Genomic DNA, 16,372 nt, shown 5'->3' with positions numbered 1-16,372 from the left:
AAAAGTGCCATAAAATGTATTATAAAGTCGAGAGTTAATTTTAAAATATTTTTCTTGTAAAAATGATGCATGGCTTATTTTCTGCCAAAAAGCCGTTCTATATCTGCCAATTTGAGTTCAATATAAGTAGGGCGTCCATGATTACATGTACTTGTATTAGGTATTGCCTCCATTTGTCGTAATAGTGTGTTCATTTCTTCGGGGCGTAAAAGGCGCCCTGACCGTATTGAGCCGTGACAGGCCATCGTTGCTGCAACATAATCAAGCATTGCTTTTAAATTATTTGTTGTATCATACTCAGCGGCCTCATCTGCGAGATCTTTAATAAGGGCTTGGACGTTGATTTCTCCTAACATGGAAGGTGTTTCACGCACAACAATTGCTCCTGGTCCAAATGGTTCTATTCCTAATCCAAATTTTTGCAAAGCATCTTTATGCGTTAAAAGGCATGTTGCATCCTCTTCAGAGAGTTCTACAATTTCAGGAATAAGTAATAACTGTGAAGGAAGTGGTTTGGAATAAAGTGCATTTTTGAGTGCTTCATAAACCAATCGTTCGTGAGCTGCATGCTGATCGACAATGATCAAACTATCTTGTGTTTGGGCGATAATATAGTTTTTATGGATTTGTGCTCTGGCCGCTCCTAATGGATAAGATAACTCTTCTGATGAAGATGTCGTGCTTGGAATGTATGCATCCCCACTTGGTGTATTTAAGCCCTCCATAATAGGAGCGGCATCTTCTTTTAAATCAAAAGAGTGAGTACTATCCAATGGTTTTTGGACCATTGAAGCGCTGGTAAAATGATGAGGTTGTGAACTGTAAGAAGAGAACTGGTGCGTGTTCTTAAAACTGCCTAATGGTTGCTGTGCCAATGATTGTTGTGTTTGAAATGCAGCAAGCATTGCTTCAGAACGGGTTGAAGTAGGACGAATACCAGATTGTTGCAATGCTTCACGAATAGCTCCAACAATCAAACCACGAATTAATCCTGGATCACGGAATCGTACATCAGCTTTGGCTGGGTGAACATTAACATCTACCTCAGCAGGTGGGAGGTCAATAAAAAGAATAGCGACAGGATAACGATCTCGTGTCATGACATCAGCATAAGCGCCTCGGATAGCGCCCCATAGAAATTTATCACGCACGGGACGTCCATTAACATAAGCAAATTGATGAAGGCTGTTATTTCGGTTGAAAGATGGCAAACAGGCAAAACCTGTTAAGCGCACCGCTTCGCGTTCAGCATTCAGCGCAATGCTATTAGGGGCGAATTCTTTTCCCATAATCTGCGTAATACGTTGTAATTGTCCTTGAATATTATTTTCTGTAGCAGACAATTCCATAGATGTTCTGTCTAGTCCTGAAAGAGAAAAGCGGATATGTGGAAATGCGATAGCAATTCGCTTAATCATATCGCTAATAGCATTTGTTTCAGCCCGATCAGTTTTCATAAATTTTAATCGTGCCGGCGTGACAAAGAAAAGATCACGAACTTCAACAATTGTTCCAAGATTCGCAGCAGCTGGTTTGGGTCCTACAATTTTTCCTGCAGTAACGGAAATTTCAGCAGCGCTCTCAGCATCTTTTGTTCGTGAAATGAGTTTAAGTTTAGCAACAGAACCAATAGAGGGGAGGGCTTCTCCTCTAAATCCAAGGAAGCAGATATTGTGTACGTCATCGGTAATCTTTGAGGTACAATGGCGAGAAACTGCTAAAGTTAATTGATCTGCAGGAATTCCATAACCATTATCACTCACCTTTATAAAATTTTTTCCACCATTTACTGTAATAATTTCAATGCGTGTTGCACCAGCATCAATAGCGTTTTCAACAAGTTCTTTGACAACATTTGCTGGTCGTTCAATAACTTCACCGGCGGCGATTTGATTAATAATATTTTCGCTAAGATGGCGTATAATCATAATAAATTCTAACAGGAAACTTAAGGGTTCTATAGAAAATTATGATAACATCATTTGCGCGACATTCAAGAATAAGAGAGCATGAGAGGTATTATTTTTACAATACCTCCTATTTTATTTTATGTTAACAAGTCGGTTGGAAAAAACATAAAAATAGTTTTTATCACTTTAAAATAGCTTGCACCAATTTATCATCTAGGTCAAAAAAAGAAACAATGTAAAAAGGGAAGGCAATATATATGGCGCGTATAAGCGGTATTTTAGCAGATAGTGATATACAAGCTTTGATTGAGAATAACTTTCTCAAGGCTCAGTATCCATTTGATAGATCTCAAATACAACCAGCAAGTCTTGATCTTCGTTTAGGGGAGAAAGCTTATCGTATACGTGCTTCTTTTATGCCGGGACCTGATACAAAAGTTTTGGATAAGCTTGAACGGTTAAAGTTGCATGAGTTTGATTTACGAGACGGAGCCGTTTTGGAAACGGGGTGTGTTTATATTGTTCCTCTTTTGGAAAGTTTAGCTTTACCAGAATTCTTATCTGCTGTTGCCAATCCCAAAAGTTCTACAGGACGATTAGATATTTTTACACGTGTCATTACGGATAATGCTCAGGAATTTGATAAAATTTGTGCTGGTTATCATGGTCCACTTTATTTGGAAATTAGTCCACGCACATTTCCAATTTTGGTGCATACAGGCTCACATTTATCACAGCTTCGGTTTAGAAAAGGGCAAAGTTATTTAAATGAAATAGAGTTGCACACTTTGCAAAGGCAAGAAACACTGATATCGGATGATTTTCCTAATATTAGTGTTGGTGGTATTGGTCTTTCCATTAATTTAAAGGGAGACGAAAACGGGCTTATAGGTTATCGTGGTAAACATCATACAAGTGTTATTGATATTGATAAACGTGCCGTTGCCCACGTTTTAGATTTTTGGGAACCTCTTTTTGATCGTGGTCAAAGGGAGTTGGTTCTTGATCCTGATGAATTTTACATTTTAGTTTCACGAGAGTCTGTTCATGTGCCTCCGCTTTATGCCGCAGAAATGACACCTTTTGATCCTTTAGTTGGCGAGTTTAGGGTGCATTATGCAGGCTTTTTTGATCCAGGATTTGGGCATAAGGAGGCGGGTGGAAAAGGAGCAAGAGCGGTTTTAGAAGTGCGGAGCCATGAAGTTCCTTTTATCTTAGAGCATGGTCAAATTATTGGCCGTTTGGTCTATGAGCATATGCTTAATCGACCATCAACCCTTTATGGACATGATGTTGGATCACATTATCAAGCACAGGGTTTAAAGTTGTCCAAGCATTTTAAATGAGTTGGGAACCACGAATTTTGATAACATGTATGCAGAAAGCGTATTTTAGATAAAAAAAATTTTGTGCTTCGCAAAACCGGCGTCATGCATTCTATTTTTAATTTCCAAGGTTATTTCATCTCTTGCATTTGAGAGGGTATGAGAGGCATTTTTACTTCTTTTTTCAAGAGGTTCTATCTATACGAACTCCCTTTATGATGTGCAAAAGAATAGTTTTGATTATTTCATCATGACAAAATTTACTATATTCAATATGTTATTCATATTTATTATTATAATAAATCAATAGGTTAATAAAATTCAATATAACAGTAGCTACTCACTTTTCAAAGTAAATATGCGAGATTGGATGCTGCAATTGACTCAATTTTTCTAGAGTGTAATAACCAGTATATTTTATTCCGTATAAAAATTATCCTTAAGAGTTAATAAATAAGTTTTCACTCCAGTTTAGTAACAATTATTTTCAATAAACATTGTTCTAATTTTAGTAACTCATTTATAGCCTCAAGATATAATATTGCTAGAAAATTATTCAATTAAATATGAAGAGTTTCTATTGGTATGAACATTAAAAGTTTTTATGCTTTATGTGAATTAGGCACTATGCATGAATAAGTAACAGATCTCAGTTTTGAATATTGATATAAGAAGATTTCTGCATGTATGCGACAGCTTTATTTCCAGTATTAATAAAGGATTTTTTCATCTTTTGGGGGAGATTATGGTTTATACTTAATGACACTCTATATTCTTAAAACTGATAATGTAAGGACCTTTGGAGGGAGAAGCAACTTTAAATTATAACTAATTAAGCTACGGAGCAATCGCTTTCGAAGAGGGATTACTTTAAAGAGAGTATAACATTTTAATTGCACATGAAGAATATATGAGTAGATACGTTATTAATGATACTTCATACTGTGAGATTTTAAATTTGGATAAGAGCAATAAAGACGTTGTTTTTATCAATTAGTTTTTTTAGAAAGTTGCAGTCTCTGTTGCTTCTATCTATTCAATAGAGTGTTTTGGGAGAATAGCGAATAGGTAGGTACATGGATTCGCTTTTATGCGTTTTTAGGATGTCTTCTCTTTTCATTTAGGAACAATGGTGCCATCAATGATTATTTCTTCAACACTTGATTATCGTAAGGCAGCAAAGCGTCGTCTTCCTCCCTTTCTTTTTCACTATATTGATGGTGGGGCTTATGCTGAAGAAACGATGCGACGCAACTGTAAAGATCTTCAAGCTCTTGCACTGCGTCAAAGGATTCTAAGGCAAGTTGGTGAAGTTGATCTTTCAATCAAACTTTTTGATCAGACACTTGATTTACCGATTGTACTTGCACCTGTTGGTCTAACGGGCATGTATACACGTCGTGGAGAGGTAAAAGCAGCGCGTGCCGCAGCGGCAAAAGGGATTCCTTTTACTCTATCCTCTGTTTCAGTTTGTCCCATTGCGGAAGTGCAAGAAGCGGTTGGAGGTGCATTTTGGTTTCAACTTTATGTTCTCAAAGATCGCGGTTTCATGCGTGATGCACTAGAACGGGCTTGGTTAGCTGGTGTACGCACGTTGGTTTTTACAGTTGATATGCCAGTTCCTGGTGCACGTTATCGTGATGCGCATTCGGGGATGTCTGGTCCTTATGCTGGATTACGTCGTTTTTTACAAGCGTTTACTCATCCATATTGGGCTTGGAACGTTGGTGTTATGGGGCGCCCCCATGATCTTGGAAATGTCTCCACTTATCTCAAAAAGAAAATTGCATTGGATGATTACGTTGGTTGGCTTGGTGCAAATTTCGATCCATCAATTGGTTGGCATGATTTACAATGGATTCGCGATTTTTGGAAAGGAAAAATGATTTTGAAAGGTATTCTTGATCCAGAAGATGCACGAGAAGCAGTAAAATTTGGTGCGGATGGTATTGTTGTTTCTAATCACGGCGGACGTCAGCTTGATGGTGTATTATCAACAACACGAGCATTGCCTGCAATTGCGGATGCTGTAAAGGATCATTTGACTATTTTAGCGGACTCAGGTGTTCGTTCTGGTCTTGATGTTGTACGCATGATAGCACAAGGTGCGGATGCTGTTATGATTGGCCGTGCTTTTGTTTATGCGCTTGCAGCAGCAGGTAAGAAAGGTGTTATGCATCTCCTTGATCTTTTTGCCAATGAAATGCGGGTAGCTATGACACTGACCGGTACTCAGACAATCAAAGATATTACACGCAAGAGTTTAGTAAATATAGATGTTTTTAAGCAATGAAAGCAATATGTTATACTGCTTTCAGAAAAAGAAAGTCTTTTTATAGAGGAGCATAATTATATATTTTACAAATATGTTGACAGTTAAATTTAAATAGAAAAGATCAAAAAGCTCCTCTATAAAAACACAGAAAATACTCAGTAACTAAAATAATACTCCGTAAATACAATAATACTTAACGCAAAAATCTTAATAATAATAAACACAAAAAAAACACTAATAACATTGCATACATCTTTTACTTATTTTATTAAAATCTCATTCTACGGATAAAAAGGAACAAGCGCTGATATTAAAGGTAAAACAACTGTTGATATAGAAAAAATAGCTATAAATAATGCTGTGAGCATTTTTCCCTCCTATATATAAAAATATAATATGTTAATTACTTCTTTCCCACATTAGCATAAAACGTAAATTTATAAGCTTCATTTAGTTTTATTTTAATATAGAATAATATTAATTATTATATATAAATAAAATTATTAAAAATGTCAATATGTATTTATTGAAAGCTATAATTATAATAAAAAATGGATCTAATAAATAATATTCCTATAATCTATATATTATTTATATTAATTTTATTTGGTAATATATTATATGGATATGATATTTTTTTATGGAGTACATTTTTAAGCAATGAAAAAAATACCCATACTATCTTTAAAAAAGCTCGTTTACTGAGAGCAAAACTGCGTGAATTAATGTGCTTTTCTTTCTTATTTTCTTGCATCATCAATGATTTATGATGTTTTTGAACTGGCGAGCATATTAGGAAGCAGTTGAATATTTTTTGTATAGTATGTCGTTTCTAACACTATTTATGCGTTCTCGATTGATTTTATAACTTGTTAAAATATCCAGTTCGTTTTTATTGCAGATGGGGATGGTGGGGGGCCTAATGATACAAATTGGCATAGAATGTTTTGTTCTATAAGCGATTTAACAATTGCATCTCCAAGCTTCTCCTTTGATACTATGCTCTTCATAGACAACAACAGATTGGTGAGATTGGCATAACTCTAGCACTGATCTATTATCTCAAAGTTGAATGGTTGGCACACTTGTAAGCGTTGGGATAACTTCATGTTTTTTGAAGCTCTTTAGCAACATCAAGACAAATCTGAACAGTTTCTTCAGTAGCAAGTAAGAGAACATCTTTTCCTTTTTTAAACAGAAGTTTTGCTGATATCAATTTTTGAAGTATTTTTATGAATATTCATAACAGCACGCTTTCCTAAACCTATATAAATAGGTACAAGATTACTCAGAGTAGAAAGAATTACAGTTTCCATTTGATCGAATTTCTACTCGTAAGTAATTGGATAATATTTACTTTATCGCTGAATAAAAAAGAAAAGTTTTTCTCTCTTTAAATAGAGGATGGATTGTCATCTAGCCAATAGGGATAGTTTGCGAGAAATTTGTTCGATGCAAAACGACTTAATATTGCAGTTACTTTGTATCATTTGAAGCTGTGAAAAGAAGGCTAAGATAGATGAAAGAATGTAAAAAATGATGGATACATTTTAAGATAAAAAATTATAATTTTGTTAATTCTACACCAGTTGCTGCCGATATTGGTGGCAAAAGAAATTTGATCAAAAAATATCAAAATTATTTGAGAACATTCCTCATGGCATGTAGATTAAACCTTTTTGTTGGTATGGGTGAGATTTTCTTTGAGCAGAAATTGATTCTATCTCCTGAAATCAGCAATAATCTCTCAGGTTATGTCGTAAACTTTTTAGGGATGTTACAACGCCACTATCGTCCTTTTATGAAAAATTTAGCATTTCAGATGAGCAGTTGTGAGGAATTTCAACGTTTAATACAGCAAGATCCAGAAACTCTCACGGATTTAGAACGGGCTTCAAGATTTTTATATTTACAGCGATTAAGTTTTAGAGGGAATGTAAATCGTACGATGAGAGTAGAAAACCATCGTAGCGCGCGGGGGGCTTAAGCCTTTCCAATTTGAATGCGTGCTAAAACTTATTTTCCACTGTTTAGCAGGTGTTAGCATTGAACATTTAGACTGGTCTGATTTTATTGTGCGTTATGATCGCCTAAAAATCTTGTTTTATCTTTCACCACTTTAATTGTGGTTTTGAAGGTTATTAAAGAAAGGATTTTTATAAGCGGGAGGATTATCAGCCGATGTCTAAGCTGCTTGCATAATAAGAGGGAGTTTTTTGTCTTTAAACAATATGCTAGAAATTCAAAAAACTTTAGTTAACTTTATAAAAGAGATTACACCATCTTATACAGACTGCTCTGCAAATAACACAATTGCTGGTAAGGAATGGGGCATCACCAATTTTGATTTCTAAAAAAGAAACAATACGTATTAAATAGTCTTTAACTTTGTAGATTTTTGAGAATCCTTTCAGAATCTTTTGAAAAAAGTGAACTGATAGAAGATATTTCTATCAAAATATAGCAACTTTTCTAACAAGTTAGGAATAAATCTAAAAATATATATTAAATATAAAAACAGTACGATATGTAGGCAATCTCGGCTTTAGAAACAAGAATCAAAGCGTATAAAGTTGCATAGAAGTGAGATTGAGACATATCATTTTTATGATTCAATAAAAAATAAAAATTAAAGAAAAAATTTTATATCAAAAATTTAAGGTGGTTTAAAAGGTGGACGGGCAATGCATGGAAGGATGAGCGAGAAGGTGAATTAGGGGAGAGCGATTTATAGATTATCAGTATCTTTGTAAAAGTATCTTCTCAAGATAAATATTGTGATGAAATAGATTGTAGTTGAATGTTCGAAAAGATAATACGCACTCTTAACTTTTCCGTTATACACATCACAATAAAAGCCGTGAAAAGCACGGTCTTATTACAAACTTTCTCTAAAGCAGTACATGAGTTTGCAAGATATTACAGTAATATTTTAAAAGAAGGATTTTATTTCAGGAAAAAATTATCTTAAAATAGTAAAGCAATATTCTTCAAGAAATTGCTAGGCGACTTTTGAAAGTAAAAAAGCTAAGTTAAAAAATAAAAGCAAAAATGGTTGTTGGTTTTCTCAACTGGAGTTGCATGTCATTTTCCACATAGGGAATTTACCTATAGAAAAATTAACAGCCAAGATCATTCACAATGTTTTCCCGCCACTTTAGCATGAAAAAGCAGATACAGTGCGAAAGTATTTGCCTTATCGTCAACATCATTATTATAATTAGGAAGCTGAAACAACATCATTTACAAATCACATAAAAGCCTTACCATTATTCATTATATAGCTCCGTAGATTGCTTTTCTTCAAGCATGCCAGCCCCTAGATGTTATTTTTGTTGAAAACAGAACCTTTGTGTATGATCAGTTCTTTGAACGACGATAGTAGTGCAATCCATAAAATCTTTTCTCATCTTCTTTTGATAGGATAACAAAGATGTCCTTAGAATACATCAATAGACTCAATCATTTTACACAAACATAATCTGTTGAATCCTTTAGTTTCAATTCAGACATCTCAGTCATTCTAATTAAATCTAATCGACCACCAGAGTGTTTTAATCCTTTAAGTGCTTTTACTTTTAATCTGAATGTATCCACCTCTTTCAAATCTTTTCATTGATTGATGTTTCAGAGGAATTATATTTTTATCACTTTATTTTCCATTTATCTCTCCAACCACATAAACGTTCACCTTGTTCGTTATGTTTTAAAATATCTCTCGCCAAATTTGGACTAATGACATTGATATCTTGTCGATTCAAATAAATTGGCAGCCATCCAATACAAGAAGTTCGTTCATTCGTCACGCAACCAGCTAGAAAGCTTAGTGCGCACATCAGCATCACTTTTCTTATTAATTTCATTTTCTACCTCAAGCCGTGTTGTCGCTATCTTGAAATCTTCTTTTGTTTGCTTTTGCTTCTCAACTTTTTTCCCAAGAAAAAAGGCTTTGACTAAAGCTATAAGAAAAGCTGCTATGAGCGCTGACGTCATTGTCAGATATTTTTTTATCCATAAAATCATAGGCGGTGTTCCTGAAAACGTTTAGCAATGTATATCATAGCCGTACAAGCAGCTAAAACCATAATGCCTGCTAGAACCCATTGAACAGGACCATTTCCTGCAAAAAGACCTCCAAGCCCTGAAAAAGAACCTATGATTGGTGCAAGAGCTTCTACTTTGCAAATACCTGTTACGCCTTCTGGTTCTACTACATGATAATTGGGGGCAACATGAGCTCCTTTTGCCCACAATCCTGCTTCGGTTGCTCGGCGATTGACAAGACCTTGGATACGTTTTCCTCCTACTCTTGTCCATTTTTGCAATTCGGTTGGTATCGCTTCATATTCACCTTTATTAAGCTTTTTTAAAAGTGTAGAATTGCGAAATGCTGTGATTCCTACATTATAGCAAAATGATACTAATGCCGCGAATTGTTCATCGTTTAAAGGAACGGTAACGGCTTTTTCAACAACAGCTTCATACTCCCTCAAGTCCTGACAAAGGATTTTTTCAGCTTCTTTTTCCGTAATTTGCATGTCTTTGTGGACGCTTGGGGCACCAGCAGCACTTGTATGTCCATAACCAATTGTCCAGACACCACCAGAATCTTCATAAGCTGATAAACGTAAGCCTTCCAATTGCTTAATCAATACAAGCCCTTCTTTTGATATTTTTCGCATTATTTTTACCTATAAAAAACTACACAAAGCAGGATATGAATTAAAAACTTACATCTACTCATTTTTAAGAACAGAACAGCGAAAGGGCATAATAAATTCAAAACATCCATAGTGGATTATTTTAAGATCCATATCATTTTTTTGAATAAAGATTATGCTAAATACTATTCATTTTGCAGCAATTGATCTCCATCTAAAGACAATAACTTTATAATAATTCCATTTATAATCAGATAGATTTCACTCATAAACTCTTACAGTTGATCTAGAATGATTTAGAAGAACTTTACTTCAAAAAACTTCAATAATTCCGATGACAAAAAGCACTTTTAACAAAAAATAAGAGACATAATAACTAATGAAATAATTAGGTGTTGATTTTTAAGTAATTTCAAAATTCATAAATTGCACCACAGAATTTTTTTATAAAAACAAAAAAACATTATAATTTAACATTATACATCTAAAATTTATCTTAGAATCAATAAAGCATACACATAACGTGTTATACATATTTAATAAAAAAATCTATAGTTAATTTAATTATTCTTTGTTTTTTCTCCTAATTGCTTAATTTCATTAAAAAATACCTTTATGAAGGATTTCAAATAAACTGTTACATAAAAACATAATGGATATTTCCCCTCTCTTGCAGTCTGTTTCCAACTGAAACAATATATTAGTGGAGCATATTCAATATATAGACCAATGATATTTGATAGTTTTTTTAAGAATATTGTACTGTAATAAATTTGAACAAGTAGTTCAGTTTCATATATTTTCTTTTTCATATGAAGCATTTGGTGGGGCGTTCGGGTCCAATGGTATCATCTTTGTCTGGCGTTGTATTGGCTACGTTTCCAGCAGCCTCTTAAACAAATCAATCAAGCTATTGAAATCTTTTTAGAGGCAATAGCACAAGAGACACAAAAGATTTTGACAAAAGGCTGCTTGAAAATATAGGAATCTCTCTCCTCCTAGCATCCCAGCCCATTTACATAACATAAAAAATAAAAAGGCAATGAGATGATATTTGATGATGGCAATAGATATGTAATAATACGTGAGTGTGCACAGCTTTTTAGTATATCCACAACAACGATTCGCTATTAGATGCTTCAAGGGGGGGGCCGGAGCCATATAAGCTAGGGAGAGCAGTGAGGTGGAGAAAGAAAGAGACTTTAGCATTTATTCCAGAGAAAAATACGGAGCAAATAACAACAGATTAGATAAAATCGTATAAACCCTAGAAGGTAATCTTCAAACAGATAATCAAATAAAAAATTATATATTTCAATATGCTAAACACAAAAAGTGGTGCCGCATGCCGGCAAGCAGGGGCTTAGCAACAAGATTCAAAGTATATAAATATGAGCAAGGATGTATTGATGTCTATAGCTTTTTATGATTCAATAAAAAAATTAAGTATTAAAGAAAAAATCTCAAATCAGAAATTAAAGGTGGTCTAAAAGGTGGACCAAAAAAGGTGGACGAGCAATGCTTGAAAAGGTGGACGAGAGGGGACGTTAGGTGAGGGGGATTCATCGGTTATCAGCATCATTCGTAAAGTCGTCTCCGCAGGGTAAATATTGTGACGGGGCAGGGCTATGGTTAAATGTTCGAAAAGACAATACACGCTCTTGGTTTTTTCGCTATACGCACCACAATAAGCGCCGTGAAATGGGTCTTGGTCCTGTTACGAAACTCTCTTTAAAAGAAGCGCGTGAGCTTACAAGATATTATAGTGATATTCTTAAAGAAGGCAATGATCCTATTGTCTTTCGAGAACAGACTATTTTAAAACAGCAAAGCAATATTTTTCAAGAAATTGCAAAAGCGGCTTTTGAAAGCAAAAAAGCAGAGTTGAAAAATGAAGGTAAAAACGGCCGCTGGTTTTCTCCACTAGAGTTGCACGTGATTCCACACATAGGTAATTTACCTATAGAAAAATTAACAGCCAATATCATTCGCAATGTTCTCTCACCCCTTTGGCATGAAAAAGCAGACACAGCGCGAAAAGCACTTAACCGTATCAATATTTGCTTGAAATATGCTGCGGCTCTTGGTTTAGATGTTGATTTACAGGCTTGTATGAAAGCACGCGCGCTTTTAGGAAAACCACGTGCGACATCAACAAATATTCCTGCTATGCCATGGCAAGAAGTTCCGGCATTTTATCAAAGCTTGGATGATAAGATCCTTTCAAATTTAGCACTGAAGTTATTGATTTTGACAGGCGCACGGTCATATCCATTGCGCTATTTGCGCCTTGAACAAATTGACAAAAATATATGGACGATACCAAAAGAAAACATGAAAGGTATTGTAGGGAAAGTTTCAGACTTTCGCGTGCCACTAAGTGATGAAGCTTTGAGAGTTATTGAAAAAACTTTCCCCTTTGAAAAGAATGGTTTTCTCTTTTCTGGTCTTAGAGGCAACCCCATTTCTGATGCCACCATGGCAAAGTATATGACAGTTTGTGGTTTGACTTATCGTCCCCATGGTTTTCGTTCAAGCTTACGGGATTGGATAGCAGAGACAACGTCAACACCATTTGAGATTGCCGAAACTGTTCTTGCACATACAGTTGGGAGTTCAGTGACGAAAGCCTACATGCGAACGGATTTTTTAGAACAGCGACATGTTCTCTTGGAACAGTGGGCTTCATTTATAACAGGATAGAATTTTTACAATTACCTCTGCAGTGTTTTTAGCTATTTTGACGAGAAATTTGATATGTCCAATTCTGTGAAAATAACAGTTTTAAATGTGTAAAGCTATTATTGATAGTCTCCATGAGACGAGCAAATTTAAGAATCCATTTTCTAAAGAATTTCGCGCGTCTCAGAGTATGTTTAGAGTCGGATATTTGGTTTTTGTGTAAAAATACTTACTAATGCATCCATAATACGTGAAAAATCAAGCGCTAATAAGAGTATAATGAGTACAATCCATTTCGTATAACGCGACATCACTTTTATACTTTTGTAGGTCATGATGATTTCTTGAAGGATTTCTTTTTCTGCTTCTGTAAGCTCTGTATCGTCTTGTGTTTTTTTTCTAGCCATGTTTCCACCCACACACGCGTTCACCTAGATTATTGTGCTTTAAGATCTCTCTTGCTAAGTTTGAACTGATGGCGTTCAGATCTTGCCTCTCTAAATAAATTGGCAACCAACCAACACAAGAAGAAGCATATTTATTTGTCGCGCAACCAGTCAGAGAGAGCAGTACGCACATCAGCATCACTTTTTTGATTAACTTCACTTTCCACCTCCAGACGTGTTGTGGCTGCTTTTAAAGCTTTTTCTGTTTGCTTTTGTTGCTCTGCTTTTTTCCCAAGATTAAAAGCTCTTGCTAAAATCATAAAAAAAGCAGCTAAAGCCGCGCCTGTTAGCATCAGATTTCTTTTCATCCATAAGATCATAGACGATGCTCCTGAAAACGTTTAGCAACAAAGAAAATACCAGCACATGCGGCTAAAATCATAATGGTGGCCAAAGCCCATTGGATTGGTCCATTTCCTGCTAATAAGCCTCCAAGCCCAGAAAAAGAACCAATAATCGGTGCAAGGGCTTCGGCTTTGAAAATCCCCGTTGATGCTTGCGTTTCTACTGTTTGATAATTGGAGGAAACATAAGCCCCTTTTGCCCATAGCCCTGTTTCTGCTGCGCGCCGGTGTGCTAGACCTTCAAGACGCTTCCCGCCTGCTTTGGTCCATTTCTGTAGCTCTGCAGGGACAGCTTCATATTCACCTTGATTGAGCTTTTTTAACAGTGTCGAGTTACAAAAGGCTCCTGTTCCTACATTATAGCAAAACGACACTAACGCCGCGAATTGTTCATCTGTTAATGAAACTGTAACAGCGCGTTCAACAGCATTCTCAAATTGTCTTAAGTCTTGGCAAAGAAGTTCTTCAGCTTGTTTTTCAGTGATTGTCATGCTTTTGTGAACAAAAGGTTTTCCAGCACTGTTTGTATGTCCATAACCTATTGTCCACACCCCAATGGCATCTTTATAGGCGTTCAAACGCAAACCTTCCCATTGTTTGATAAGTGCAAGTCCTTCTGATGATATTTTTCGCATATGCTTCTCCATAAAAAAAGCTCCGCAAAAAGCAGAGCTGGATTAAAAAAATTGACATCTTTCTCATTCGGAAAGATAGCTTGGTTAAGCTTCATGTCGCTTTTTCATTGGAACAAAAGAATGTATTTGACATTGTAATAATTGTATCTTATAAGTTACAAATGTTTACAGTATACAAAACAGAGCATTTTATAAAATGGCTAGATTCTTTAAAAGATGAGATTGCGCAAGCGCATATTGTTAAACGGATAGCAAGAATAGAAACGGGATTTCTTGGAAATGTAAAATTTTTCCGTGGAATTGGAGAGTTAAAAATACATCATGGTCCTGGCTATAGAATCTATTTTGTAAAACAAGGTAAACAAATCATTTTGTTATTAAATGCGGGTGATAAATCTACACAACAAAAAGATATCGAAAAAGCTCTTCAATTAGTAAAGGAAATGAAACATGGAAATTACTAAATTTGACACAAGTGAATATTTCAAGACACCTGAGACACAAAGGATTCTTTTAGAAGATGCTCTTGAAAGCAAAGATAGTAAGTATCTTGCCCATGCTCTTGGTATAATAGCGAAAAACCAAGGAATGAGTAAAATCGCCCAAAATACAGGGCTATCAAGAGAGTCTCTTTATCGTTCTTTAAGTGATAAAGGCGACCCACGGCTTTCTACTTTTCTCAGTGTTTTGAATGCTTTAAATTTGCAAATGAGTTTGACACCTATTCAAAAGAATTGTAAGGAGCAGACAACTTTAGAAGAAGCATCTTAACCACCTCCCCATTTTGAGAACGGGGAGGGGCATATTTTTTAAATTAAGCAACCTTTTTAATGGGGCTCTCTAAACTTGGTTCATAAGCTTTCAACAAAGAATCCATACGATGTGGAAGTTCTGAAGATCCAAAATCTGTCAAAATTGCCAAGATTTTTGTAATATTGGGCACGTCATTTTGAAGCTTTAAAACTAGAACCTTTTCTATTGCATTCATAGTTTGAACCAGAGCACTACAATCTTTGTCGCTCACATTTTCATCATTAGAAAATTGAGATAATGCTATCCATAAGTCACATAAGAAGTTGGTATCTATCTTCATTGTACACCCCCATGGATTTGTTCTCTCAAACATGCCAATCCTCTCGATGTGATTTTCGTTGAAGGGAGCACCTTCTCTGTACCATCTGGTCTTTGAATGGTGATAGCAGGGCAGTCCATAAAGCCTTTCTTGATCTTATCCTGATAAGGCAACAGAGGCGTCCCTGGAGCCCGTCGATACACCCAGTCATGTTTACGCAAGTAATCGGTTAAGTCCTTTGGTCGTACTTCAAGCATCTTTGCTGCTTCTATCAAACCGAACAAACCATCAGAACGCTTTAAACCATCAAGTGCTTTTGCTTTTGGTGCTAATTCAGCGATAACATGATCTTTCTGCTCTATTTGGCTTTGTAAGTGATTCAAGACACCAAGTAATGCTTCGGGTTTAGAGTAGTCAACTTGTGGTGTTGCTACTTGCTTCAAAAGCCGTTCACATTTGATAAAGTATTGACGTGCTTCATGCCCTTTATCATTACGCTCTATCATCGAAAGATGTTTAGCCATGTCTAACGTAATGTGGTATTCTTTTATTTTTCCACCCCGGTAAAAATTTACCGCAGTTATAAAGTTTATATTTTCCTGAAATTTACATTCTTTAACGCGATTTTTAATCCAATTTCTAAATTCAGACTTTATTTCCAAAAACGCATGCAAATCACGCGCGTTAACAGTTTGAACAGTTTCCTGATCAATAACCCGTTCTTTAATTTCTATAAGAGTGTTCATAGTGAACTCCTATCGATTAGAGGTTTCTTATTGACATTCCAGAAGAATGCCGGGCGCTAAGAAACACGGTCGATAGTCCGTCGTTACGCTTTCCCCATAAAGAGTATTGTATAGCGTAACTACACCCGACAAATCTATTATATGCACGTAGCATATAATGAGTCAAAGTCTTTAATGTGCGGAGAAGAGATTGTGTCGGCAATCAATCCGCTTGTAGTTTGTAAGGTGTTTTTCAAGCACCTGATTCGATTATTCACATTGTCGCCACAATGTCAA

The 16,372-nt window shown here is 35.6% G+C and carries 16 protein-coding genes and 1 pseudogene; 7 read left to right on the top strand and 10 right to left on the bottom strand.

Features of this window, described 5'->3' with window-relative positions; translation table 11 throughout:
• Positions 1–74: 74 nt before the first annotated feature.
• Entirely contained in the window at positions 75–1,928 is a 1,854-nt protein-coding gene (mutL, locus tag ACFIME_RS03045) for a DNA mismatch repair endonuclease MutL (RefSeq protein WP_375632863.1), read from the bottom strand.
• Between the two features lie 239 nt (positions 1,929–2,167).
• On the opposite strand from mutL, the gene ACFIME_RS03040 reads away from it, so the two are divergent.
• Both ACFIME_RS03040 and lldD read left to right on the top strand, forming a co-directional pair.
• Positions 2,168–3,256 (top strand): 2'-deoxycytidine 5'-triphosphate deaminase, encoded by a 1,089-nt coding sequence (locus ACFIME_RS03040; protein ID WP_375612382.1) that lies wholly within the window; start codon positions 2,168–2,170, stop codon positions 3,254–3,256.
• A gap of 1,120 nt (positions 3,257–4,376) precedes the next feature.
• On the top strand, positions 4,377–5,528 hold the full coding sequence (lldD, locus tag ACFIME_RS03035) for an FMN-dependent L-lactate dehydrogenase LldD (RefSeq protein ID WP_375626848.1): 1,152 nt from the start codon (positions 4,377–4,379) through the stop codon (positions 5,526–5,528).
• 1,172 nt (positions 5,529–6,700) lie between these two features.
• Here the strand turns inward: lldD and ACFIME_RS03030 are convergent.
• A complete protein-coding gene (locus tag ACFIME_RS03030) occupies positions 6,701–6,826 on the bottom strand; it encodes a hypothetical protein (RefSeq protein WP_375632867.1) in 126 nt (41 codons plus the stop codon).
• A 341-nt stretch (positions 6,827–7,167) separates the two neighbouring features.
• On the opposite strand from ACFIME_RS03030, the gene ACFIME_RS03025 reads away from it, so the two are divergent.
• Positions 7,168–7,497: a hypothetical protein gene (locus tag ACFIME_RS03025; RefSeq protein WP_375642961.1), complete on the top strand. Its 330-nt coding sequence runs from the start codon at positions 7,168–7,170 to the stop codon at positions 7,495–7,497.
• A gap of 1,660 nt (positions 7,498–9,157) precedes the next feature.
• Here ACFIME_RS03025 and ACFIME_RS03020 read toward each other — a convergent pair.
• The 3 genes from ACFIME_RS03020 to ACFIME_RS03010 are packed head-to-tail and all read right to left on the bottom strand — an operon-like array spanning position 9,158 to position 10,192.
• Entirely contained in the window at positions 9,158–9,373 is a 216-nt protein-coding gene (locus ACFIME_RS03020) for a hypothetical protein (protein ID WP_375684460.1), read from the bottom strand.
• On the bottom strand, positions 9,306–9,533 hold the full coding sequence (locus ACFIME_RS03015) for a hypothetical protein (RefSeq protein WP_375618608.1): 228 nt from the start codon (positions 9,531–9,533) through the stop codon (positions 9,306–9,308). Before ACFIME_RS03015 ends, ACFIME_RS03020 begins: the two co-directional genes overlap by 68 nt.
• Positions 9,530–10,192, bottom strand: coding sequence for a lysozyme (locus tag ACFIME_RS03010; RefSeq protein ID WP_375640705.1), 663 nt, complete (start codon positions 10,190–10,192; stop codon positions 9,530–9,532). Before ACFIME_RS03010 ends, ACFIME_RS03015 begins: the two co-directional genes overlap by 4 nt.
• A gap of 1,026 nt (positions 10,193–11,218) precedes the next feature.
• Here ACFIME_RS03010 and ACFIME_RS03005 point away from each other — a divergent pair.
• Both ACFIME_RS03005 and ACFIME_RS03000 read left to right on the top strand, forming a co-directional pair.
• Positions 11,219–11,421 (top strand): annotated as a pseudogene (locus ACFIME_RS03005) (helix-turn-helix transcriptional regulator).
• 301 nt (positions 11,422–11,722) lie between these two features.
• Positions 11,723–12,874 (top strand): tyrosine-type recombinase/integrase, encoded by a 1,152-nt coding sequence (locus ACFIME_RS03000; RefSeq protein ID WP_375645974.1) that lies wholly within the window; start codon positions 11,723–11,725, stop codon positions 12,872–12,874.
• Positions 12,875–13,047: 173 nt separating this feature from the next.
• Here ACFIME_RS03000 and ACFIME_RS02995 read toward each other — a convergent pair whose 3' ends face one another.
• From ACFIME_RS02995 to ACFIME_RS02985, 3 genes are all read right to left on the bottom strand, one after another.
• Positions 13,048–13,260 (bottom strand): hypothetical protein, encoded by a 213-nt coding sequence (locus tag ACFIME_RS02995; protein WP_375616725.1) that lies wholly within the window; start codon positions 13,258–13,260, stop codon positions 13,048–13,050.
• Between the two features lie 131 nt (positions 13,261–13,391).
• A complete protein-coding gene (locus ACFIME_RS02990; protein WP_375632683.1) occupies positions 13,392–13,619 on the bottom strand; it encodes a hypothetical protein in 228 nt (75 codons plus the stop codon).
• The gene (locus ACFIME_RS02985; RefSeq protein ID WP_375627777.1) at positions 13,616–14,278 is read right to left on the bottom strand and encodes a lysozyme; all 663 of its coding nucleotides are present in this window, start codon (positions 14,276–14,278) and stop codon (positions 13,616–13,618) included. Before ACFIME_RS02985 ends, ACFIME_RS02990 begins: the two co-directional genes overlap by 4 nt.
• Before the next feature lie 161 nt (positions 14,279–14,439).
• On the opposite strand from ACFIME_RS02985, the gene ACFIME_RS02980 reads away from it, so the two are divergent.
• Together ACFIME_RS02980 and ACFIME_RS02975 are read left to right on the top strand one after the other, a co-directional pair.
• The gene (locus ACFIME_RS02980; protein WP_212113015.1) at positions 14,440–14,742 is read left to right on the top strand and encodes a type II toxin-antitoxin system RelE/ParE family toxin; all 303 of its coding nucleotides are present in this window, start codon (positions 14,440–14,442) and stop codon (positions 14,740–14,742) included.
• Positions 14,729–15,049, top strand: a complete 321-nt coding sequence (locus ACFIME_RS02975) for an addiction module antidote protein (protein WP_375627776.1) — start codon at positions 14,729–14,731, stop codon at positions 15,047–15,049. The genes ACFIME_RS02980 and ACFIME_RS02975 overlap by 14 nt, the downstream gene beginning before the upstream one ends.
• Before the next feature lie 43 nt (positions 15,050–15,092).
• Here ACFIME_RS02975 and ACFIME_RS02970 read toward each other — a convergent pair whose 3' ends face one another.
• Positions 15,093–15,371: a hypothetical protein gene (locus ACFIME_RS02970; RefSeq protein ID WP_375627775.1), complete on the bottom strand. Its 279-nt coding sequence runs from the start codon at positions 15,369–15,371 to the stop codon at positions 15,093–15,095.
• Positions 15,368–16,096: an antA/AntB antirepressor family protein gene (locus ACFIME_RS02965; protein WP_375627774.1), complete on the bottom strand. Its 729-nt coding sequence runs from the start codon at positions 16,094–16,096 to the stop codon at positions 15,368–15,370. The genes ACFIME_RS02970 and ACFIME_RS02965 overlap by 4 nt, the downstream gene beginning before the upstream one ends.
• Positions 16,097–16,372 lie beyond the last annotated feature (276 nt).

This window comes from Bartonella sp. AP1QHHD (genome assembly GCF_042196265.1).
In the GTDB taxonomy this organism is placed as follows: Bacteria; Pseudomonadota; Alphaproteobacteria; order Rhizobiales; family Rhizobiaceae; genus Bartonella.
Note: the sequence above shows the minus strand (reverse complement) of the source record. Positions and strands in the feature narration are given on the sequence as shown.